This is a genomic window from Bradyrhizobium hipponense, assembly GCF_008123965.1.
Lineage (GTDB): Bacteria > Pseudomonadota > Alphaproteobacteria > Rhizobiales > Xanthobacteraceae > Bradyrhizobium > Bradyrhizobium hipponense.
This window is the reverse complement of the sequence record NZ_VSTH01000021.1, coordinates 72895-92577: the sequence shown is the minus strand read 5'-3', so window position 1 is coordinate 92577 and position 19683 is coordinate 72895. Positions and strand designations below refer to the sequence as shown.

At 59.6% G+C, this 19683-nt stretch carries 27 protein-coding genes and 1 pseudogene; 11 read left to right on the top strand and 17 right to left on the bottom strand.

The window, feature by feature from the left end:
• Positions 1–825: protoglobin domain-containing protein (locus FXV83_RS07775; protein WP_187435738.1), on the bottom strand; the 825-nt coding region annotated here is incomplete at its 3' end.
• Between the two features lie 597 nt (positions 826–1422).
• Positions 1423–1677 (bottom strand): hypothetical protein, encoded by a 255-nt coding sequence (locus FXV83_RS07770; protein WP_148738700.1) that lies wholly within the window; start codon positions 1675–1677, stop codon positions 1423–1425.
• Between the two features lie 771 nt (positions 1678–2448).
• Between FXV83_RS07770 and FXV83_RS07765 the strand changes: the two are divergent.
• The 3 genes and pseudogenes from FXV83_RS07765 to FXV83_RS07755 form a co-directional block, all read left to right on the top strand.
• Positions 2449–2630, top strand: a pseudogene (locus FXV83_RS07765) (SOS response-associated peptidase); the annotation flags it as partial.
• A 308-nt stretch (positions 2631–2938) separates the two neighbouring features.
• Positions 2939–3154, top strand: a complete 216-nt coding sequence (locus FXV83_RS07760; protein WP_148738600.1) for a hypothetical protein — start codon at positions 2939–2941, stop codon at positions 3152–3154.
• Between the two features lie 83 nt (positions 3155–3237).
• Entirely contained in the window at positions 3238–3843 is a 606-nt protein-coding gene (locus FXV83_RS07755; RefSeq protein ID WP_148738599.1) for a DUF4760 domain-containing protein, read from the top strand.
• A 37-nt stretch (positions 3844–3880) separates the two neighbouring features.
• On the opposite strand, the gene FXV83_RS42525 is transcribed toward FXV83_RS07755, so the two are convergent.
• The gene (locus FXV83_RS42525) at positions 3881–4048 is read right to left on the bottom strand and encodes a hypothetical protein (RefSeq protein WP_187435737.1); all 168 of its coding nucleotides are present in this window, start codon (positions 4046–4048) and stop codon (positions 3881–3883) included.
• A gap of 239 nt (positions 4049–4287) precedes the next feature.
• On the opposite strand from FXV83_RS42525, the gene FXV83_RS07750 reads away from it, so the two are divergent.
• Entirely contained in the window at positions 4288–5049 is a 762-nt protein-coding gene (locus FXV83_RS07750; protein ID WP_148738598.1) for an outer membrane protein, read from the top strand.
• Positions 5050–5267: 218 nt separating this feature from the next.
• Here the strand turns inward: FXV83_RS07750 and FXV83_RS43910 are convergent, their stop codons facing one another.
• Entirely contained in the window at positions 5268–5531 is a 264-nt protein-coding gene (locus FXV83_RS43910) for a hypothetical protein (protein WP_235939339.1), read from the bottom strand.
• A 433-nt stretch (positions 5532–5964) separates the two neighbouring features.
• Between FXV83_RS43910 and FXV83_RS42520 the strand changes: the two genes are divergently transcribed.
• The 4 genes from FXV83_RS42520 (at position 5965) to FXV83_RS07725 (ending at position 7657) form a co-directional block, all read left to right on the top strand.
• A complete protein-coding gene (locus FXV83_RS42520; protein WP_187435736.1) occupies positions 5965–6129 on the top strand; it encodes a hypothetical protein in 165 nt (54 codons plus the stop codon).
• A gap of 156 nt (positions 6130–6285) precedes the next feature.
• The gene (locus FXV83_RS07735; protein WP_148738596.1) at positions 6286–6582 is read left to right on the top strand and encodes a hypothetical protein; all 297 of its coding nucleotides are present in this window, start codon (positions 6286–6288) and stop codon (positions 6580–6582) included.
• Entirely contained in the window at positions 6554–6952 is a 399-nt protein-coding gene (locus FXV83_RS07730; RefSeq protein ID WP_148738595.1) for an HNH endonuclease, read from the top strand. Before FXV83_RS07735 ends, FXV83_RS07730 begins: the two co-directional genes overlap by 29 nt.
• Positions 6953–7120: 168 nt before the next feature.
• Positions 7121–7657 (top strand): Spy/CpxP family protein refolding chaperone, encoded by a 537-nt coding sequence (locus FXV83_RS07725; RefSeq protein WP_148738594.1) that lies wholly within the window; start codon positions 7121–7123, stop codon positions 7655–7657.
• A gap of 164 nt (positions 7658–7821) precedes the next feature.
• Here FXV83_RS07725 and FXV83_RS07720 read toward each other — a convergent pair whose 3' ends face one another.
• On the bottom strand, positions 7822–8043 hold the full coding sequence (locus FXV83_RS07720; RefSeq protein WP_148738593.1) for a hypothetical protein: 222 nt from the start codon (positions 8041–8043) through the stop codon (positions 7822–7824).
• 79 nt (positions 8044–8122) lie between these two features.
• Between FXV83_RS07720 and FXV83_RS07715 the strand changes: the two genes are divergently transcribed.
• Positions 8123–8302: a hypothetical protein gene (locus tag FXV83_RS07715; protein ID WP_148738592.1), complete on the top strand. Its 180-nt coding sequence runs from the start codon at positions 8123–8125 to the stop codon at positions 8300–8302.
• A 99-nt stretch (positions 8303–8401) separates the two neighbouring features.
• Here the strand turns inward: FXV83_RS07715 and FXV83_RS42515 are convergent, their stop codons facing one another.
• The 11 genes from FXV83_RS42515 to FXV83_RS07660 all read right to left on the bottom strand — a co-directional run bounded on the left by FXV83_RS42515 (position 8402) and on the right by FXV83_RS07660 (position 16878).
• Positions 8402–9235, bottom strand: a complete 834-nt coding sequence (locus FXV83_RS42515) for a hypothetical protein (protein WP_187435735.1) — start codon at positions 9233–9235, stop codon at positions 8402–8404.
• Entirely contained in the window at positions 9228–9434 is a 207-nt protein-coding gene (locus tag FXV83_RS07705) for a hypothetical protein (protein WP_148738591.1), read from the bottom strand. Before FXV83_RS07705 ends, FXV83_RS42515 begins: the two co-directional genes overlap by 8 nt.
• On the bottom strand, positions 9431–10384 hold the full coding sequence (locus FXV83_RS07700; protein WP_148738590.1) for a hypothetical protein: 954 nt from the start codon (positions 10382–10384) through the stop codon (positions 9431–9433). Before FXV83_RS07700 ends, FXV83_RS07705 begins: the two co-directional genes overlap by 4 nt.
• 222 nt (positions 10385–10606) lie before the next feature.
• Positions 10607–11179: a hypothetical protein gene (locus tag FXV83_RS07695; protein ID WP_148738589.1), complete on the bottom strand. Its 573-nt coding sequence runs from the start codon at positions 11177–11179 to the stop codon at positions 10607–10609.
• 104 nt (positions 11180–11283) lie between these two features.
• A complete protein-coding gene (locus tag FXV83_RS07690) occupies positions 11284–11673 on the bottom strand; it encodes a DUF1330 domain-containing protein (RefSeq protein ID WP_148738588.1) in 390 nt (129 codons plus the stop codon).
• 290 nt (positions 11674–11963) lie between these two features.
• Positions 11964–12347 (bottom strand): hypothetical protein, encoded by a 384-nt coding sequence (locus FXV83_RS07685; RefSeq protein ID WP_148738587.1) that lies wholly within the window; start codon positions 12345–12347, stop codon positions 11964–11966.
• The gene (locus tag FXV83_RS07680; RefSeq protein ID WP_148738586.1) at positions 12347–12817 is read right to left on the bottom strand and encodes a hypothetical protein; all 471 of its coding nucleotides are present in this window, start codon (positions 12815–12817) and stop codon (positions 12347–12349) included. The genes FXV83_RS07685 and FXV83_RS07680 overlap by 1 nt, the downstream gene beginning before the upstream one ends.
• Positions 12818–13150: 333 nt before the next feature.
• Complete coding sequence (locus tag FXV83_RS07675; protein ID WP_148738585.1) at positions 13151–14749, bottom strand: hypothetical protein; 1599 nt, start codon at positions 14747–14749, stop codon at positions 13151–13153.
• The gene (locus FXV83_RS07670) at positions 14749–15831 is read right to left on the bottom strand and encodes a DNA-primase RepB domain-containing protein (RefSeq protein WP_148738584.1); all 1083 of its coding nucleotides are present in this window, start codon (positions 15829–15831) and stop codon (positions 14749–14751) included. The genes FXV83_RS07675 and FXV83_RS07670 overlap by 1 nt, the downstream gene beginning before the upstream one ends.
• Before the next feature lie 64 nt (positions 15832–15895).
• Positions 15896–16093, bottom strand: coding sequence for a hypothetical protein (locus tag FXV83_RS07665; protein ID WP_148738583.1), 198 nt, complete (start codon positions 16091–16093; stop codon positions 15896–15898).
• Positions 16094–16158: 65 nt separating this feature from the next.
• Entirely contained in the window at positions 16159–16878 is a 720-nt protein-coding gene (locus FXV83_RS07660; RefSeq protein ID WP_148738582.1) for a hypothetical protein, read from the bottom strand.
• A 279-nt stretch (positions 16879–17157) separates the two neighbouring features.
• On the opposite strand from FXV83_RS07660, the gene FXV83_RS07655 reads away from it, so the two are divergent.
• Both FXV83_RS07655 and FXV83_RS07650 read left to right on the top strand, forming a co-directional pair.
• Complete coding sequence (locus tag FXV83_RS07655) at positions 17158–17364, top strand: hypothetical protein (RefSeq protein ID WP_148738581.1); 207 nt, start codon at positions 17158–17160, stop codon at positions 17362–17364.
• The gene (locus FXV83_RS07650; RefSeq protein ID WP_148738580.1) at positions 17364–18230 is read left to right on the top strand and encodes a hypothetical protein; all 867 of its coding nucleotides are present in this window, start codon (positions 17364–17366) and stop codon (positions 18228–18230) included. Before FXV83_RS07655 ends, FXV83_RS07650 begins: the two co-directional genes overlap by 1 nt.
• 89 nt (positions 18231–18319) lie before the next feature.
• Here FXV83_RS07650 and FXV83_RS07645 read toward each other — a convergent pair whose 3' ends face one another.
• On the bottom strand, positions 18320–19468 hold the full coding sequence (locus FXV83_RS07645; RefSeq protein WP_148738579.1) for a site-specific integrase: 1149 nt from the start codon (positions 19466–19468) through the stop codon (positions 18320–18322).
• Positions 19469–19683: the final 215 nt, after the last annotated feature.

The following is a 19683-nucleotide window of genomic DNA, read 5'->3' as shown; positions in this document are numbered from 1 at the left end:
GCCGGCGATGGTGTTGATCAACTCGACGACGTCGCCAATTCTCTGTGCCGCTGTGGCGAGGCTTTGAATCGTGGTGCTGGAGTGATTGGCTTGCTCCACCGCCTTCCCCGCGATTCTAGTGGACTCGGCGACCTGACGGCCTATTTCCAAGACCGAAGACGACAATTCTTCTGTCGCAGACGCAACAGTCTGCACGTTGGTGGAAGCCAATTCCGAGGCTGCGGCAACGGCAGTCGATCGCCGGCTCGACTCATCTGCATTGGAAGCCAACGTGTTGGCGGAATTTTGCAGTTTTGCAGCCGAGCCCCCAACAGTCTCAAGTGCGATCTTCATCTGACCGTCGAACTCATGGATCGCGGCGGTCAACTTGTCCTGTTGCTTCTGGCGATCGGCCAGCATTGCTTCCTGATAGACGGAAATCGCGATGTCCATGTCCAGCATCACGGCACAGTTCATTGCGGTGAGGATGTCGGCGAGATGGCCCGATTTCCAACGATACTTACTGACGGCGAGCGCCGCGAGCTGACTGAGAACAAAGTTGTAGCCGCCGATATACCAGCGGGGCTCAAGCCCGATCTTGTTGTGGATGTGGCCGATCGTACGCACACCCTGCATATATTCGTGATCGAACCGGCCGTTAAACAACCGCGCCCAATGCGTTCCCTGCGCTGTTTTGAGACGTGGAATATCGCTGCCGACCATGCGTGCAAGTTGCGGCTCCTTGGTAAGGTGATGATAAAAACCTTCGAGCAGCTTCGGCAGGGCAGGCTCTACGACCTTCCAAAACTCGCGCAGCAGCTCGCCAGTCTTAGCGTCGATGCGCATAAACCGCATCCTAATCTCACGGTCTTTAGCGGCATCAGCAGCATTTGCGGTGATAGACGAGTGCGTCATTGTGTTCACGTCTTGCCATCCATTTGAAGGTCGATATCAGAATATGCTGTTCGAGGAAGTATCTTCCCAAAGCCGGCCGCCGATTGTCTCGTCCGAAGTAGACTGCCCGTTAACCATTAAATTTTGAGGTAATAGCTGATCAGTAATAATACTGGGCTTCCGGTCATAACGCCGGCGCCTCACGCATTGAGAGAGCTGTCGTCTCCCTCCAAGGGTTACAAGGCGCGAAACACCAATTTTCCGGAAGCTGCCGAACAGCTATTGAGAGTCTGTTGGGATGTCGGGAAGCGGCCCCACGACCGACATCCAACGCGCAGCAGCGAATGTCGGACCTAATTCGGTTTGGCGCTGCTACCTAACGATCTTCATCCGGACGCATCCACCGATACGGCGTGATCTCGTGCTCCTCCGTCGACCTGATCATATGCACAGGCGACGCATAGCCGCCCTTCTTGCAGGACCGGCATTTCAGGGACACTTCAGGCGAATAACGGCTCGCCTCTCACAACTTGATCCCCAAGCCTCACATCAGTTTTGCCTCATCAGATGCTTCAGCATGGTGTCGCAGGCTTCCTCGGCTTCGGCGAACGTTTTGAAGGGCGAGCCGCCGATCTTGATCGCGCCACGGCTCTGATAAAGCGGGCGCCATGACGCCACATAGCCGGGGCGTCCGTGAAATCCGGGACCGGCGGGGCTCTCATATGTGATCACGAACGAAAAGCCGTCGTTGCCTGCACTCCATATTTCCATGTCCTCGACGGCACGGTGGAATTGCAGGGACATCAGCAGTCGTTCACCTGTAGCTAGCAACTTGGCTCCGGCACTGAAACGGCCGGGGGTGTGCCGGGCCGTTGCCGTAAAGCTGCCGCCATGACAGCAACAAACACGGCGTCCCCGCACTGGCGCATGCGGCTCAAGCCAGAGAACCTCTGCCCCGTGCCAGCCAAGAGCTTCGCCGCATCCGCGCCGGAGCCGAACAATCCGGAACCCAAGAAGGACGTTGGTCTGGAGATCAGGAACTTCAGCCTTGATGGCGCGCAACTAAAGCCGCCAGCCGCCTTTGAAATCCGTCGATCTCCCTTACTATATTCTGTCGTTCTGATCCCTCGGGAAGTCGCTGCGCGGCTTCGCAGAGGCTCGCCAGTATCCGCGTCATCTCTTGTAATTCGTGGCTCTTGGATCTTTCAACTGCGCGTCGGCTCAATGTTGTGTCCTCACGGATGCGAATGGATCATCGATGCAGTGCCGCGCGAACATTTTGGCGGCAAGAGGTTCTCAACGTTAAGTAGCGCCAATTTCCAGCTCTTACTTATGTCGAATATGAGGATCAGCCTCCGGTTTGCGGCATAGATTTGCGGGAAGTTTGGCTCTGCACGATGTGACACGACCACAAGGGAACCGCCCAGTTTGCGCTATGGCTGCTTCATTTGGCCGCGCCTCTTCGCAACTGACTGCCATGCGCCGCCCCATGCTTCTTCCTTGTCCGCGCCGCGGCCGCCAAAGGGCTTCAGGACCGAGTTCGACAAGGAGGGTTGGCGGCATTAGCTTTCATCGATGTGCAATCTGTACAACATCACCACCAACCAAGCCGCCATCCTCGCGCTCTTCCGCGTCGTCAATCGCTACGTCGGCAACCTAGAGCCGATGCCCGGCGTGTTTCCCGATTATCCGGCGCCGGTGATCCGCAACACCGAGGCTGGCACTGAGATGTGCCCCTGATGCGATGGGGCATGCCGCCGCCACTGCGTACAGGCGGGCCGACGGTCACAACATACGTCGTCACCGCACTCGCGCGGTTGGTTTGAAGCCTGAGAACCGCTGTCTGCGTGCCGTCCACGGCGCCGCTGAAGCGATGCCTAGCGCGCGCAATTTGGCGATGGTCCCGACTTGCTTCAGTTCGTTCCAAATGCGGAACGCGGTGACGCAAAAGTCGCGGGCGTTGCAGATTTACAACCCGCACAGCCATTCGAGATACTAAACTCGTCCATTGAGACGACCAAAATATATTTCATTCTTAGTTCAATATGATCAGCGGGGGCGAAAGATGTTTGATGTCTATCGCAATGGGAAGCGCGACTTGCTCGTTCTCAGTTCAGGCTCTGCCGTACCCGTGCTTTACTCTGCACATAAGTGGCGCAAGAGCAGAACAAGAGTTCTCAAGGTCAGCGACGAAATCAAGTCAGCCGTCCAGGCACAAGGCTACTACGTCCGCAGCCTGCGAGCCAGCAAGGATCGGATGATCGAGATTTCTCGCCAATAAAAACGCGATAAGCGATATATGCCTTTCGGCAAAACGGCGCGGCGCATTTTGATCGACATTCGCAATAGCAGTGAAGACTCACGATGAAAGTGTCAGATGACAAGATCGCAGTCGTGAGCCTCGTGGGGCTGGCGGTATGGATTTTTGTGGTACTGCCTCTGATATATTTGCAGTCGCCATCAGGCAGCCAGCCTAACTTCTGGGGTTTGGACAGTACAGCGTGGACGGCAATCGGGGCTTTGGCAAACGTCATCTACTGTGGTCTTACGGCTGGTCTCCTCGGTTTTGCCGTCTACCAAGTTCTTTCTGCTAAGGAAGACGCCAAGGTTAATAGGACGCTCGCGGCCTGCGACAAGTACGACACGGATCCAGTTTTGGACCGAGTAACTCGGCGTTTGTCTCGCAGTTTTAGCGATGGCTCATTGGCTGCTCATCCAACAAAATATCAGATCGATCTGTACAGCCTGTTTAATTACTTCGAGTCGATTGCAATTGGGGTGTCCCGAGGACATTACGACGCGGAAATTGTCCGTGATCAGTTGGGCTCCATCATCACAGGATATGTGGACGACTACATCCTGAGTGGGATTACTGGTTGGGTTAAGGTTCCGTCCGCCGAAATCGAAGACGACGTGTTCGTTCACACAATGCGGCTCTATCGTGCGTGGAAAGCCGCGTCTGGTGCGTGACAGAAGGTTAGGGGCACGCGGCCTCGTTCTCGCCGGATTACGAGCCGCTGCACCCGCCGATCTCGCGATCCCTTCGCAGATCGGCTTCAAGCTCTTCGACAATGGCGTGAAGCAGGCACGCGGCAAGCGGATCAGTAACTTCTCGCTCCAAAAGGCGGTAGCGAGCGATCTGGACTTCTTGCTCGATGAACTGGCGCTCTGGCATGAGCCGTGCCCTCCAGCAAACCGACGCGGAGGGAGCCGAGTTGTTTCACTAAAATTTTCGGATTATTTTCTATGGTTTTTCTAGTCAGTTAAAGAACGATGTGGGCGTCGTGCGCCGACCGCGTCCGGTGTCGCCCCAATAACAGACATAAGAGGTGTTGTTCGGCTTGGGTCACAGGAATGCCGGACATCCAAAAAGAACCGGCGTCGTTTGGGCTAAACGTGGATGGAGCGAAAATAATGAAGAAGATTTTGTTAAGTGGCGTGGCCTTGCTGGCAGTGAGCATGGCGGCACCTGCGTCAGCGGCTGATCTGGCTGCTAAACCTTACGTCAAGGCCCCGCCCCCGGTGGTCGCGCCGATCTATGACTGGACTGGTTTCTACATCGGCGCCAACGGCGGATGGGGCCAAAGCCACAATTGCGTGGATTTCGTAACTGCCCTTGGAACGGTCGCGAGCGGGTGCGGTGATCGGTCCGGCGGCGTCGTTGGCGGGCAAATTGGCTATCGCTGGCAAACCAATCAGTTTGTGTTCGGATTGGAAGCCCAGGGCGATTGGGCGGACATCAAGAACACGCGGGTGAGTCTGTTCGATCCGACGCTCTCGACCACGGCAAAGACTGACGCAATCGGTCTCTTCACCGGCCAACTCGGTTGGGCTTGGAATTCGGCGCTGCTCTATGTGAAGGGCGGTGCGGCTGTGACCGGCAATCGCCTGACCATATTCGACAACACCACCGGGATTGGTCTGGTCTCGGCAGATAACACGCGCTGGGGCGGTACCTTGGGTGTCGGCTTTGAGTATGGCTTCACGCCCAACTGGTCGGTCGGCGTAGAATACGACCACCTGTGGATGGGGCACGCAAATAACTCCTTCTCCGTGGTCGATCCGCGCCTTGCGGCGGTACTCAATGACCGGATCAGCCAGGACGTGGACATGGTCACCGTTCGGTTCAACTATCGCTTTGGTGGTTACGGGGCACCGATCGCGGCTAGATACTGATCGCTCCAGTCTGCGCAAACCAAAGCCCCGGCTCGCCGGGGCTTTTTTGCGGGCTATGAATTGCTAGCGGTTGCTGCTTCTTTGTAATGTCTGAGGTGGGTCAATCGCGTCGGTCTACCCGTGACTTCGTGACTTCCGGTTTGGCCCGGCTCAGGACATGTCGCTGCACTGCGCCGATTGACGCTCCGCGCCAAGGCCGTGATCCGCAAAGAAGTGCTTTACCGCCGCACCCCAACGCGATTGACGCCGCCATTTAAATTGCCACCGGCGTTATGACGGACCGCCGCGCGCGCTACCGGACGAGGCCTGAGCACGACGCCGGCCCTCGCCACGCAACCCGCAGGATAGCTGACGTACTGGCAGTAAACGACCGCCTTGGCTGGCGCAGGGTTGAGAGTGAGACCTGTAAGCCCCAACAAGACACTAGTAGCGATACCGGCAACTGTCGCCGATTTGATCGAAAGACGCTTCCTCGGATACATGGCGGACCTCGCACTTCACGCTGCGGAACTAAAAGATGACGGGAGCCGCCTCAGGTGCGGCTGAACATAGCATGAGCGCCAAAGGATCGCTGACGTTGACCTAGATCAACGGAGGGTCTGCCTAGCGCCCAAGGCCATGAGACCGAAGCGCTCGCTTCGGGTCAAAACCGGCGGTCCGGGCTTCGCATACGGCAGGTCCGACCTACCCTTGATGCGGGCCTACCTACGGCCGCGACGCCAACTGACCGTGCGCCGATCCGCTCCCCAATAGAGTTCGCGCGCGAAATATATCAGGACGCGCACACGCCCATCTCGCGAGCGGCAAAGCCGCCGTACCGCTGAGCCTTTTGGTGGCAGGCACCACCCGTAAATTTCCCAAGTGCCGGCAACCAGGCGCACTGGTTAAGTGGCGGCGCAGGTGGAGCGCCGCACCATGAAAACACAAAAGCCGAAGCATTGGGCCGACCGCGAGGTCCAGCGATTGGTCAAGCTCGCCCGGCAGGGCGTTGGCACAACGAAGATAGCCGCCGAACTGGGCCGCCACGCCGGATCGGTGAGGCGAATGGCGCGAACGATGGGAATACTGGTCAAGAAGTAGCGCCAGACCACGCGTGCGGAAGAAGGGAGACCATCAGCTATTTGTGCGCTGCGGTCCACGCACTGTCCGTAGTCCTACGGACGTTGCGCATCATCGATATTGGGCATCTACTTCAGATTGAATTTAATGACGATCTGATTTTCAGCCGAGGTCCCCATGAGCGTTAAAGCCATGATGGCGACGATCCTCCAAAACCAACTGACGTTGCGCGGCGTGCATTCGCTGACGCCATCTGACTACGATGAGATTGTAGAGCTGCTGATTGAGCAGCTCAGAGAGTTGGAGCTAAACTTGGCCGTGCGTGAGATCGCCGACAATCACGAGCCGCACCGCGCTAAAGAGCAGCAGAAATCGTGGCTCGTCGGCCATGCTCTTCTTGCGAGGTCACCGAGGTCGACGCTACTGCTCATCGGGAGGGGACGAGATGACCGACAAAAAGCGCAATCAACCTGAGGCAAGACGAGTAGCGAAAGAAGCATATCCCTATCGCGGGTGCTGTCTGTGTGGCCAGACGGTCGGCGAGGAGCTTGCCCACCTCGATCATGAAGCCTCGAACAACGATCCCGACAATCTGGCGTGGCTGTGCAATCACCATCACTGGATGTACGACGTTGGTCTTTTTTCGGTTACCGCGTTGAAGGTCCAGCGCGCTCACTGGCAGGAAGTGAAGGGAAAGCGCATAAACGCCTATATGAAAGATGCAGGCAAGAAGGCCGCCGCGACGCGTGCGGCAAAAGGTATTGGCAGCGAGATGGCGAGGAAGGCCAGCGCAACGCGGCGGGCCAATGTCTTGAAAGCAGCGCAAAAAGGGCAAGCGGTATAACGTTAGAGTTCCGGGCAATTAGGGCAGGTCGAGCAGGAACTATTATTGCTCGATATGTCTGCTCTTGTTGGAGAAACGCCGCTGGTTTCCTTGATTTAGGTCAAGGTGCCCCGGAGTGCGCGAGCTTTTTTGGAGTGCCTTGGGGGCGAGTAGCCAAGGAGATCGCCAATGTTGAAAACAGTAGTGATCGGAACAACCGCACTCTTCCTCACGGCCTCCTCGATTGCCCATGCGCAATCCTCACAGACGTCCTCTCCTACTCCTGCGACACCGCAACGGCTAAATGCAAACGACCAGAATACACTCACGGACATCAGGGTTGATCTGGTAAAAGCCGCGTTGCAGCTGACACCTGAACAGGAGAAATACTGGCCGGCCGTAGAGAGTGCTATTCGTGCCGGCGCGGAGGATCGGAAAGCCCGTATTGCAAAAATCCAGGGAACGGTGGGTATGCGGGCCGACGAAAACCGTATCGAAGTCATGCGCAATCGTGACCCCATCGCCTTTTTACAACGACGCTCGCAAGCATTGGCTCAACGATCCGCCGATTTGGATAGGCTCGCCGAGGCGTGGCAGCCACTCTACAATACGCTTAGTCAAGACCAGAGGCAGCGCATGGCGGGCCTCACCATCTTTGTGCTCCGCGAGATGAGTGATGCCGCAGACAGGCGCCGTGCCACACAGTCCGAGGAAAACGAGGACTGAAGCAAGATGTCATGATTGGGCTTAAATAACCGCGACCATTATACGGCAGCAAGGGCGATGTCCGCTTTCGTGCAAGGCCGACATCGCCCAGCGGGTTCAATGCGCGCCCACTTATCGTCAAGTGCAGAAGCCGCTCGTTTATGAGTGCACGCCCTCCCCGATCATCACATCCGATCTGGTTCAGAACGTGGCAAGGGCTGCGACATCGGTGTGAGCGCATTCGGCTCGAAACCGCTCGGCCGCCAACTCGCCCTTGCGGCACTCCGCGCGGCGCCGGCGCTCGACGCCTCACACTCCCAGATGATCTTGTCGATCTCGGCGCCATCCAGTGTGCGCTTGATCCGGAACACGATGAACAGCATCATCACGACAACACCGTAAGGCATCAACAAATCCCGGACTGCTCTTGATGGAGCAGTTCGGTGTGCTACTACGCGCCTCTTTAATAGGCTCGGAGAGCATCAAGTGGCAAAAAAGACCAAGATCAATCGCAAAGTGTACACGAATGACGATGTGAAGCTGATCAAAGCGCATTCCAAGGCCCGCACCCCCGTCGCAAAACTTTCGAAACTGATGAAGAGGTCCGAAGGTTCGCTGAGACAGAAGGCGCTCGCGCTCGGTATCGGTCTAGGTCATCAGCGGTAACCAACGAAGATCGGCTCCGGCGCATGAAGCGCACCGGAGCCGTTCAAGATCATCAAGCCGGTTACCTCCGCCGTGCCTTCTGAGCGTTGATGTTACCGATTAGCGCACCGCATCTGGTCGAGAACGCGGCGTTGCGGCATCAAGCGGATCACATTCGGCTCGAAAGCGCTCGGCCGCCAACTCGCACTTGCGCCACTCTGCACGCCGCCGACGCTCGGCCGCCAACGCCTTGCGCGTCTCCACGTCCCAGATGATCCGATCGATCTCGGCGCCGTCCAGTGTGCGCCTGATCCGCAACACGATGGACAGCACCATCACGACATCGCCATAGGGCATCAGCAAGTCACGCGCGGCGACATCACAGTACGAGAGGAACGCCGTGATGGCTTCCTCGCTCTTGCAAATGAGCAGTGCCAATTCACGCGCTTGCCGCCGATCATCGACGGCAGACCGGCTATTGTCACCACCCAACAGCATACACTCAGCAGCCCGGCCGGCCGCCAGCTCGATGCAATGGCTATACACATTGGCGAATACGTCAGAAACCGCGCTGACGTTCTCACCCGGCTCGGGCATCATCGGCGCGATTGCTTCGCGGACATCGGCGGCATCGCCGCGACCTTCGGCGAACGCTTCCACATGACGTTCGCCCCATACACGACCTTCATAGCCGGAACCCGGGTCCACAGTCGCACCGCCCAGCGGGTGGCCGAGCAGGCGCGCAGCGACGATGTGGCCGGCCTCGTGGACCGCGATCCGTACATCCTGCTCGTACGTCCGGCCGAGCGACGCGAGCAACGTCTCGTATTCGTCAACTTCCTCATCGAGGCCGCTGCCATTGTCGGTCGTGCCTCCGACGCCGGCAGCGGCCTCCGTCCCGGCGAGAGACGCCGCTGGAGCGTTGCCTTCCTCGGCCGGATTTCGTTCAGACATGACCCAACACCTTCTTGTGCCGCGCGACCATGCGCCGATAGATCGCAGCGACGGTGTCATCGCCAGGGTGCGGCATCGCGCGGGCGATCATCGCGGCCACGGCAGCCGGAATGCGATCTTCGTTCTCGGAGTCGATCAACCAGCCATCGACACGCGAGACGATTTTGTGCGCCTGCCAGCCGGGAGGAGCTGATTTCATACGCGGGGCACCTCAATCTGGATCGTGCGCCTCTCGGCGCGGCGATCGACCTCGACGAAATTCGCCTCGCGCAGCATGGGATCGAGCTGCATGTGCGGCCCGCGCTTCGGCTCTTCGGTCGCGTCGAGATCGACAACGTCGGAGGCATTCGGTTGGAAGTCACCACCACGCGCGCCCCGGAGCCGCGCACGCTGCGGATCGGTCACCGACACCGCGACGCCCAGTCGCAATGCACGTTGCGCCGTCGTCACGGGCATGGTGGCATCCTCCCACTGTCCGCCAAACCGCTTGCGGCCATCATGGTCGCGGAACTTCGCGGACTTCAGCATGAAGACCGTCATGGTCGGCGGCGCCGGCTCGACCACCGCGACGGAGATGGCCGCCGGCTCGCGCGGGATCGCCTGCTGGCCCTGCCGGACCGCATCCGGCATGGCCTTCAGCTCCGCGAGCGAGAAGTTGGCAGCAATTTCGATCTGCCCCATGGCGTTCTGGACGAAGCTCGCCATCTGCCCGGACTCAAAATGGAAGTAGCTGACCTCCGACAGCGCGTCGGCAAGCGCGCGCGACTGCTCAAGATAGCCCGGCAGCGCCGCCTCGATCGCGGCGACCCGCTTGTCGAGCTTGTCCGCCGCCGCTGAACGCTCGATGCGCTCGCGTTCAGCGGCGAGCTGGCGCTCGGCTTCTGCCTTCTGTTGCGCCAGAACAGCGAGCACGTCGTCGATGCCCGCCAACGTGGACGCCGCCGTGTCCACGACGCCCTGCAACTTGTCGAGCGTGCGCCGGTCATCGAGGTCGCCGGACAGAAACGCCCGCTGACGGTCCTTGATCGCCTTATCCAAGGCGTCCTGCGCCGTGCCGCGCTTGGCGGCAAGCTGTTCGCCGCGCTTCGTCAGCGAGGCGACGGTGGTGTCGAGTTGCTGCATTTGTGGTTTGCGAAACGGATTTTTCATGCAGCGAGTCTATGCCGGCCCAACGTGATTTGCGTAGAGCCGGGGCGTGGTGCGCTCCAACTCCAGCGCTGTTTGTTGTGGCGCGCTCCACATTCTCGCATTTTCGTACTGCCGGCATGGTGGCACGCCGCGTCAGCTATGGTCTCGAAAGCAGGCATTTGATGCGCATAGCGGCGCTTCGGCTATGGGCAATTCCGGACGCAAGAAGGTGTCCCTCGCACCTCAAACGAGGGCCGCTCCGTTCTTTTCCCTCGGTCTAAGGAAGCTTTCGATTGGTCGCAGGGCGTCGATAGCTGGAATACTCTCGCAGACCTGAATGTCTGAGCACCAAGGATATGGCAAAGCCGCGAGCCACTGCATGATCGGCTCCGACTCTTCGAGTGGAAGCACGCACATAACTTCGATGTCGATCGCGAGCTTCTTCACGCGGCCATCGTCGGAACCGAAATACCAGCCATAGTGTCCGCATCCAACGCGAACCGCGCCGCCTTGCCTTGCCGACATTCCGACCAGCCAATCGCAACGGAAATGTGATGGGGAATCTGAATTGGGGCGCGAGAGGCAAAACGTACGAATATTCTCGTACTGGGCTCCGAAGCTTGTGATCAGCACCTCGGTAATTTGCTCCAAGCCCTTTGCCGAGCTTGGAAAAGAGACAGCGTCGGTTTTAACAACCATTTCTAGTTCGCAGTCCCCGGCGAAGGCGTGCTTCATCAGTTGAGGACGGTTGCCATCCTTTGCCAAGATATATGTGCTTATCGCATCGGTGGCATTGATCGCCGTGGATCGGTTCATTCGATTACCCTCCCGCGTTCGGGCCGCGTCTGGCGCAGGGGCGCCGACATCGAAACGGAGTAGGCCGACCACTGTGGCGGCCTACGCGTTGACTACGCTGACGGCTATTTCTCAACTTCAACTATGTACCGCCGTACCGTTTTTGCGGTCTTCTCGCCCTCAGGTGCAAGGTCCTTCCATGCCTTGGATTGAAAAAAGGCTACGGCAGAATCTGCGCTATCCCACTCTGTCATTGCCACACCGATGGGAGCAGGTCCGCCCTCGGCATGAAAAACTCTGCCCTTCAACGTTCCCATAGAGCGACCACCGGCATCCGCCAGTGCCTTTCTGGCTGCCTCGATATACGCTGGCGAGACAGTCGCGCCAGCGATTGGTTCGATCTCACCGATACTGTAGGCTTTCAGCTTGGTTTGCGCTGACAATCCTTGAACGGCGAAGCCGCCGATTGTGATACCGCCGAGTAGTGACAATGCGATCAAGTAATGAGCTTTCATGATTTCCTCCGACGTGCCGATAACCGGCTGCACAAGCTTATCTGAAAGGAAACCACTTTGCCTGCTTAAACCGACCTGAGCGCACGCCAACGACGCCGAACAACGAAAACGAGTGATTGATTTCGCGACCTCCCCTTGGGTACGATCAGACTGCGACGTCCGGGTTGTATAGCTCTCGTATTCTGCGGGACACCGGCAGGTCCGCTTCACAGAAGCCGATGTTCGTCCTTTCCTATTGGGCGGTCCGATTTTACCCCGAGACCAGACACTGACGCCGGTCGTAGTCTGCTTCACGACGGGCACAGCTCAGGCGGCTCCGACCACTTCGGCCAATGTTCTTTGAGCCGGTTCTCGGCCTTCACGCGCGCCGGCAAGCCGCCGCGATGCTTCTCGACGAAAGCGAGCAGCCGCGCCGTATCAATGATCCACACCCTCGCGCGTTTCTCGGCGATCGGACGGCGCATCTGGGCTGCAAGATCGATCCAGTTATAGATCGCCTGATCGGCGACGGCGCAAATGGTTGCGGCCTGTCCGACGGTCAAGAAGAAACCCTCGCGCAGATCATCGATCGGGTCGCCAGACCTCCCGAGCCGTCGCACGCAGTCTGCAAGACGAGCCGCATCGGCGGAGAGCCGGTCAAGCTCGGCGGCGAGCGCCTTTTGCTCCTCGGTCATTACTCCGCCTCCTCCGCCAAGAGGGCCCAACACTCATCCTGGGTCCATTCACACGGCCCCTCGAAGTTGCGCATTGCGAGCCGGAGGTGTTGGTCGCAACGCAAGGAGGCCCGCAGCTCGTCTTCACGACGGGCGCGCGCATCGGCGCGCATGGCGGCGTCCAGCTCAACCAGCAAGGCCACCAGCCTGCGCGCCTCATGGCGCCGAGCTTCAAGGACCGGCACTCTGTCGAGGTCCTTGCAGCCTGTATCGAACTGGTCAAAGAGAGCGTCCAAGGCAGTCTGAGGGGGCGCGCCGGCACCGGCATTGCGTCCGAGGTGCCGATCGATCGCGTCCATGATCGTTTTCATCCGCCATCGCGGCTGCTTCTTCTCGTATCCATCCGGCGCCACATGACGCAAGGCACGGCGGACGGTTTGCCGGTCAAGCTCCAGCATGTCAGCCGCGCCGAATGCAGATACCAGTTTCACATTGAACTCCATCCGTTGTCGTTGTTGCTCTTGGAACTTTCTATCGCTGGTCATACCGGGGGCTGGCGCGACCCGCATTGGCGGACGGCCAGGAAGGACCCAATTGCGAGACCGCAAGACGACGCCGTGACGCGTGACGCAGGTGACGCGAGAAATGCCATCTTCCGACAAACCATGCTCAGTCGTCCCAATTCCCTGCCATTTCTCTCTTTCTCTTCAATGCCAATAAGAGCGTGTCACTCGTGTCACTATTTGAAAAAGAACAAGCTCTCGCAGCTACTTAAGTCGGTGACGTGGCCGGTGACGCGCGATGCTCCAACTCCTTCATTCGCGTCACGCGTCACGCTCTTTCGGTGACACGGGACGCTCATCGGTGACACGCTCGTGACACGAGCGCATGGCTTTGATGCTCTCCCTGTCGTCCCAGCTCGCCGGGATCAGCGAGTTCACCTCGCGATCCGGCGCAGTCGCCATGGCGGTCTTTCCCTCAAACAGACGGCGTTCCAAAGCGGCGCGGTGGTATTCGAGCCCGAGCTGATTGAGAGCAACACCGCAATAGTACCGGCTGCGATTGTCGCGCATCTCTTTCGGGTCGATACCGATGCGACCATCACCGACTGCCTTCAGGGCTTTGCCGATGGCGTCATTGGTCGGCATGCGCCGGTCCTCGCCCTTCAACTCCATGAACCACGCCGAATGAGCGAGGCAAAAGTCCGACACCCGGACGCGGGCCATGGGATCGAATTCGACACACTCCTCCAGGAAGCCGGCGACGAGATTGCTGTCGCGGTGGATCGCGTCGGCCGTGGCCTTGATACCGGCCGTGGTCTCGATCGAACCCCGCTCCAGCGCCATCCGCAGCCCGGCAATAGCCCAGTTGAGGACGCCCGGCAGCTCGGTGGCGACGATGAACTCGCCGGGTTTGGAGAAGCCCTTGCGGATCGCCTCAGCAGCGGTGCCGATCGGGTGGGCGTCGTCGAACTTGCGCGAGACCTCGATGACGATCATGCGCGACACGATCGCGCGCGTCGCCTCCTTGAACTGCGGCTGGGAGTTCGTCGCCCAGAAGATCGGCGCGCGCACGATCTGCGTCAGCACCGGGCCGTTCTTCACGTTAATCTGGACCTCCTCCTGCGTGACGATCGACTTCACGACGCTGGAAAAATGCCACGCTCCACTGAACGCCTCATGCAAGACCCACGGGAGCCGTTTACGAAACGGCATCGAGCCATGGGTGCCCTCGACGGACCCGATGGGGGCGGCAATGGCGCCGCCGAACAGGCCGGTTACCACATCAAGCGGCCCAGACTTGCCGAGGTTCTGGATACCCCAGAACACCAGCGCCTTCGACAGCGCACGCGATTTCTTGTCGATCAGCGCGGCGCCCATGCATTCCTGAACCACCCGCACAAGCGCGGTCTGCTCGTCGCGGCCCTTGTCGCCGAACATGTCGGCGATCATCATCTCCCACCAGGGACACTTGGCGTCGGCGTCGTAGTCGACCTCGATGCGCCACGTGCAGAAGTGATCCGGACGCGCCGGCTCCAGCTCGCCGGTCCTGGGGTCGACGAGGCCGGAGCGCGTCGGGATTTTGCCGTGTTGATCCCACGGGATATTACCCTCGCGCCACAGCTCGGGGCTGCGCAAAATTCGATTACGCACCTCTCCCGTCAACTTGTTCGTGTTCGTGATGCCCAAGCCTTCGCAAACTTTCTCGATGCGCATGCCGAGCCAGGCGTCGATGTCGATACGCAGCTCCCAGACGCCGTGCGAATAGAGCCACGCACCGCCCTTGCCGTTGACCAAGGTCTCGCCCTGCGAGCGCATATAGTCGAGTACGGCATTGCCCACGAAGGCGTGCATCTCGCTTTTGGGGACGCCAACAGCGCGGGGGAACTCCACGACGTTGTCTTTGTCGATTGTGGCGCTCATCACCGCGCCTCCGGCTTGCGGTTGCGACGCGGATGCTTCTTCAGCCACGTCTCGCACATGCCACGCACCTTGCGCTCCTCGCGGCGCCAGTTCCAGCGAGCGCCGTACTCGCCCGCCGCCGCCCGCGTGGCGATCAGCACACGTTCGACAACGTCGTCGATCGACACGCCGGCATTCAGGAGCGATGCAGCGACCGAGAGCTGCGTGGTGTGGATGGAGTTCTCGCCGCCGGCCATGTACATCATGGCACGCAAGCGCTGCTCAACATTGACACGCGGCTTGAAGCCCACGCGCTTGGCGTACTCAGCAAAGAAGTCAGTCTCACCGAGCACCGGGCGCTCCTGGGCGGCCGTATACTCCCCAGCCGCCCTTGCGCGCTCGCGGTTACGGCGCAGCATGACCGGCGACTGCTCGCTCAGCCACTCCTCGATGTCGTCGAATTCGTAGCGGCGATCGGGATGGAACGAGGTGACCACGACCTCCTTCCATTCGCCGTTCCTACTGTTGTGCGAGCCGGGCATGCGCATGACACGGCTCACTTCACAGACGGCGAGATCGCCGGCAACGATGTCCGCAAGCTGGCGCAGCACGGACTCGATGCGCTCCATGTTCTCTTGTGTGTCGAGCGGCTCCGTCAGGCGCCAATAGGCATGCACCCCGTTGCCGGACGACACCGTCGCGCTCGGCAGAATGCGCAAGCGCGCAAGGTGGCGCAGCACATCGCCGAGCGGGTCGGCGCCGAGCAGATCGACATTCTTGAAGTCAATGTCAGCGTGGAGCAAGCTCGTCTCGTTGCAATTTTCCTTGTTGCGTTTCTGCGTGCCCTCCTTCTGCGTGCTCACGCAGAAGAAGGTGCCGCGCCCGCGCCTGTCCCACTTCTCGATGAAGCCGGCGATGTGGCCGGGTGTGCGGCTGATGACGTGGCGCTCGGCACCCGCGCCGCGCTCGTTCGTGAACGAGCACGTGTAGATCGGTCCCGTGGTATAGGCGAACAGTGCCTTCAAGAACTCGATGGTCGTCGGACGCCGGTCGATACGGCTGGCTTGCTCGCCAGCAACGATGTTGGTATACAGTTTGTGCATCTGACTGATTTCCAAAATACTGAAAGCCCGGCGACGCGCGAACGTCCCGGGCTTTGCTTTAGAACTAGGGTTGAAAGAGGCGAGCGCGCTCGCTGTCGGGGATCAGGGTGATCCCGCAATAATCGATGGCCTTGAGCTTGCCGGCCTTGATATTGCGCCAAGTGGTGATGCGGCTGGTGCCGGTCATCTCCGACCATTCGGCTATACGATACCCAAGCCGGGCCGGGCTCTCGTCGCCTTCGGGATTATCGGTGAGCGTCATGACGACGTTTCCCTCAGTGTCACTTCGATACTGGAGGGTCGCTCGGCATGTCCTGTGCTGAAAGGTTAAGTTGGCGGTGAATTCGCCGGCTGGCTTAACGCGGCTTTCTTCCTCTCGTGAACAGCTACTCGCACAGCGCTCTCATTGGGCGCTTCGATCCCGCAGGCGAGATGCAATGATCTAATCGAGTGGATCAGCGGCTGGTGTTGGTCATAGCTTTCAAGCTTGAATTCATCCAGCAGGTCGAGCAGTGGCTCCCAGAGCAGCGCCCGCACCAAGCTCTTATGGCGCTCTGTTCCTGGAGGCTGCCAAAACACCGCACGATAGGCTTCCGGATTGCTCAACAGTTCATCAGCGCCTTCGATCAAGAACATAAGGCCCACATCGAACGTCGCATCGGGGATATGCATTGCGTCTATCACGTCGTCGCGGGCTGCAATCGGGGCCTTCAGAACGTTCGCCCACGAAATAGCGAAGCGTAGTTCGGCATGCATGTTGGTCCGCAGGATTTTTCCTGCCGCGACTATGCGCTCAAGCCGTTGGCGTGTTTCCGTGAAGCTAAGGCTCGGCTTGAACTCGGAGGCGAACCATAGGTTCGTCGCCCAGCGGTCGAGCGCGACGACGATCCGGCGGCGATCAGAGGGCTGTTGCTCGCCGACCGCGCTGAGGACATTGGGGATGTGCTCAGGTGCGCGGACGAAGGACGACAGTTTTAGATCGCCCCCGATCGGATCGCGCAGTGCGGCGAGCCAGTCGGACATTTCTTCACGAGGAGCATCGACCATGACGCAAGTGTGCCGAAGCCTGCAACACACTGCAAGAGGGAGAAACGCCGTGGTTCCTAACGTTGTGTTCTGACGAACTAACCAACCGACTGTTCGTTGGACGTTAAGACGATTAGCTATTTTCGAACCAACTTAACCTACTCGCCGTCGTCGACCTCTCTACACCGATCCACTGTCATCCATGCGGATCAAGGAGGGGAAGTAATGGCATCCAAATCGAAAAGAGTCACGTCACCGCGTAGCAGCTCCGGCAATCAGAATCTCTCGGAGCCGACAGAAGTGCCGCGCGCAGCATACACCATCAGGGAGTTCTGCGCGGCCCATCGCATTTCGGAGGCGATGTATTTCAAGATGCGGGCCGCTGGTCTTGGCCCGCGCGAGATGCGCACCTTGCGCAAGGTGGCGATCTCGGTTGAAGCGGCGGCCGAGTGGCGTCGTGAACGCGAGAACCTGGCTGCCGAAGCTTCTGACGTCGGGCAGGTCTAATGAGCAAGAGAGCTTATAAGGCTAGCCCGATAAAACGCCCCCGCTCCACCAAGGCTGAGGTCGAGCAGCGCCGCGAGGCGTTGTTCAACATCGTCGCGGTAGGCAAACCGATGACCGTGCGGCAGGTGTTCTACCAGGCCACGGTCCGTGGCATCATCGAGAAGACGGAGGCTGGCTACAACAAGGTGCAGACCGATCTCGTCTTGATGCGCCGGAGCGGCGATCTTCCTTACGACTGGCTTGCCGACAATACGAGATGGCAGCGTAAACCGCGCACGTTCAATAGCGTGAGCGACGCGCTGACGCAGACGGCGCAGTTCTACAGAAAGGCTCTCTGGGCTGATGCCGACGCCTACGTGGAGGTCTGGCTCGAAAAGGACGCGCTCGCTGGCGTCGTGTTGCCCGTGACCGCAGAGTTTGACGTGCCGTTGATGGTGTCCCGTGGGTACGCCAGCCTGTCGTTCCTCCACAGTGCGGCTGAATATATCAGCTCGCTCGATGTCCCCACGTATATCTACCATCTCGGCGACTTCGATCCATCCGGCGTCAATGCTGGGGAGAAAATCGAAGAGACCCTGCGCGAGATGGCCCCCGATGCTGAGATCAACTTCCGTCGGATCGGAGTGACGCGCGCCCAGATCGAGATATGGGACCTGCCGACGAGACCGACCAAGACCAGCGATAGTCGGGCCAAAGGCTTCGGCGACATCTCGGTCGAGTTGGACGCAATCGAACCCAACCAGCTTCGCCATTTGGTGAGACACTTCATCGAAATTCACCTGCCTCCCGCGCAGTTTGAGGTGCTCAAGGCGGCAGAAGAATCCGAGCGCGAATTGCTCACGATCATTGCTCGGGCGAACGAATAGGCGCAGACCTCGCCCTCTTTGCCCCGCTACCGCGCGCCAGCGGGGTTATACGGGCCAGTCCACGGCTCCTCGCGCATTTGCCTTGAACGTCACGACGCCAGCCGCGCGAGCGGAATGACCTCCGGCGAGGCCGGCGTCGCCCAGTCGAGCAAGGTCGCCCGGGTAAGTGCCTCGCTCGGATCGCCTATGATAAACCGCGAATAGTTGCGCTCGATCATCGCAACCGACGTGTCATGATGGGCGGCGACCACGCGGGTCGGCACGCCCTTGAGCAACTGCCGGACAATCGATGAATGCCGCAAGGCGTAGGGCGTCACCTCCGGGCCGAGTTCGAGACGTGCGACCACCGGACTGAAGAGCGTCGCCAAATTCCACATCTTATCGAACAGCGGCGCATGCGCAGCCCTGCCACTTGCCTGCTGCCGCAGCGCCTTCGCCAACCGTGCCGAGATCGGCAGCGGCCGATATTCGATTTTCCGGGCCTTGCCTTTGCGGCTGGTTGGCATCATCAGCCGGGGCGCCGTGAGATGATCCTGGAGATCGGCCGAGGCCAGCCGGAACACCTGACTTTCCCGGGCGCCGGTCTCGGCCAGAACATCAATCAGCAGACCGAAGTCTCGGTCTTCATCATATGAACCGCTGACCAGGGCGGCGACTGTTTGATCCGGCAGGATGACGTTGCGCGCAACTTCGCTGTCGGGCAGCTTCTTCAAGCCATTCTTCCAGGCAGCGGCATTGGTGATGCGTTTGTCGTTGCGGGCGGCAAGGGCCAGCGCCGCCTTCAGTGAGCGGCCGATGCGATCAGCGGAGGAGGGCTTCAGTTCCTTCTTCACCAGACCAGCGCGCCAGTCCCGCAGCTCGCGTTCGGTCAGCAGCGCGACGGCCTTGCTCTTCAAGGCGTCGGTTAGATGCAGGCGGAGCTGGGTGGCATTGTACTTCCGTCCGCCACGCGTTTCGAGATCGGTTTCATAGGTGTCGACAGCGTCGGCGACAATGATCGGCCGCTCGGTATTGGTCTCGTCGGCACGCGCCAACGCCTTGGCTTTGTCGAGCGCCTGCCAGTATGACAACACGCTCTCGCCGTTGGCGTCTTCGTGGTCGTCGGCGAGACCAAACCGCTTGAGCCAGCCATGGCACTTCACCGACCACGTGCCGGGACCAGCGTTGCGGCGATAGGCGAGAAAGATGCCGGGCGCGATCAGCGCGGTGTACGGCTTCCTACGTGTCGCGAGCTTCAAGCGTGCCAGTACGGTTTTCCAGAAATGCAGAACGGGTCATGCGGGCCATGGTGTCCCTCGAAATGTCCCCAAAATGGGAGTGGAGGAGTATGGCGTCCACTGTAGCGCAGTGAAGATAAAATCAGCAATAACAATCGGTTAGTGGAGCTGCGTGGAGCCGTATGGAGCGCTATGGAGTGCACTTTCTCCCCTTGTGGGAGAAGGTGCACTCCATA

What these genes read in the sequence shown, in the direction of transcription:
- FXV83_RS07720 (WP_148738593.1), bottom strand. Translation starts at nt 8,043, where the DNA reads ATGCCTTACGGTGTTGTCGTGATGATGCTGTTCATCGTGTTCCGGATC.
- FXV83_RS07755 (WP_148738599.1), top strand. Translation starts at nt 3,238, where the DNA reads ATGAAAGTGTCAGATGACAAGATCGCAGTCGTGAGCCTCGTGGGGCTG.
- FXV83_RS07650 (WP_148738580.1), top strand. Translation starts at nt 17,364, where the DNA reads ATGAGCAAGAGAGCTTATAAGGCTAGCCCGATAAAACGCCCCCGCTCC.
- FXV83_RS07690 (WP_148738588.1), bottom strand. Translation starts at nt 11,673, where the DNA reads ATGAAAGCTCATTACTTGATCGCATTGTCACTACTCGGCGGTATCACA.
- FXV83_RS07735 (WP_148738596.1), top strand. Translation starts at nt 6,286, where the DNA reads ATGAGCGTTAAAGCCATGATGGCGACGATCCTCCAAAACCAACTGACG.
- FXV83_RS07685 (WP_148738587.1), bottom strand. Translation starts at nt 12,347, where the DNA reads ATGACCGAGGAGCAAAAGGCGCTCGCCGCCGAGCTTGACCGGCTCTCC.
- FXV83_RS42515 (WP_187435735.1), bottom strand. Translation starts at nt 9,235, where the DNA reads ATGTCTGAACGAAATCCGGCCGAGGAAGGCAACGCTCCAGCGGCGTCT.
- FXV83_RS42525 (WP_187435737.1), bottom strand. Translation starts at nt 4,048, where the DNA reads ATGCCAGAGCGCCAGTTCATCGAGCAAGAAGTCCAGATCGCTCGCTAC.
- FXV83_RS07725 (WP_148738594.1), top strand. Translation starts at nt 7,121, where the DNA reads ATGTTGAAAACAGTAGTGATCGGAACAACCGCACTCTTCCTCACGGCC.
- FXV83_RS07695 (WP_148738589.1), bottom strand. Translation starts at nt 11,179, where the DNA reads ATGAACCGATCCACGGCGATCAATGCCACCGATGCGATAAGCACATAT.
- FXV83_RS07750 (WP_148738598.1), top strand. Translation starts at nt 4,288, where the DNA reads ATGAAGAAGATTTTGTTAAGTGGCGTGGCCTTGCTGGCAGTGAGCATG.
- FXV83_RS43910 (WP_235939339.1), bottom strand. Translation starts at nt 5,531, where the DNA reads ATGTATCCGAGGAAGCGTCTTTCGATCAAATCGGCGACAGTTGCCGGT.
- FXV83_RS07670 (WP_148738584.1), bottom strand. Translation starts at nt 15,831, where the DNA reads ATGCACAAACTGTATACCAACATCGTTGCTGGCGAGCAAGCCAGCCGT.
- FXV83_RS07660 (WP_148738582.1), bottom strand. Translation starts at nt 16,878, where the DNA reads ATGGTCGATGCTCCTCGTGAAGAAATGTCCGACTGGCTCGCCGCACTG.
- FXV83_RS07665 (WP_148738583.1), bottom strand. Translation starts at nt 16,093, where the DNA reads ATGACGCTCACCGATAATCCCGAAGGCGACGAGAGCCCGGCCCGGCTT.
- FXV83_RS07770 (WP_148738700.1), bottom strand. Translation starts at nt 1,677, where the DNA reads ATGTCCCTGCAATTCCACCGTGCCGTCGAGGACATGGAAATATGGAGT.
- FXV83_RS07705 (WP_148738591.1), bottom strand. Translation starts at nt 9,434, where the DNA reads ATGAAATCAGCTCCTCCCGGCTGGCAGGCGCACAAAATCGTCTCGCGT.
- FXV83_RS42520 (WP_187435736.1), top strand. Translation starts at nt 5,965, where the DNA reads ATGAAAACACAAAAGCCGAAGCATTGGGCCGACCGCGAGGTCCAGCGA.
- FXV83_RS07730 (WP_148738595.1), top strand. Translation starts at nt 6,554, where the DNA reads ATGACCGACAAAAAGCGCAATCAACCTGAGGCAAGACGAGTAGCGAAA.
- FXV83_RS07675 (WP_148738585.1), bottom strand. Translation starts at nt 14,749, where the DNA reads ATGAGCGCCACAATCGACAAAGACAACGTCGTGGAGTTCCCCCGCGCT.
- FXV83_RS07760 (WP_148738600.1), top strand. Translation starts at nt 2,939, where the DNA reads ATGTTTGATGTCTATCGCAATGGGAAGCGCGACTTGCTCGTTCTCAGT.
- FXV83_RS07700 (WP_148738590.1), bottom strand. Translation starts at nt 10,384, where the DNA reads ATGAAAAATCCGTTTCGCAAACCACAAATGCAGCAACTCGACACCACC.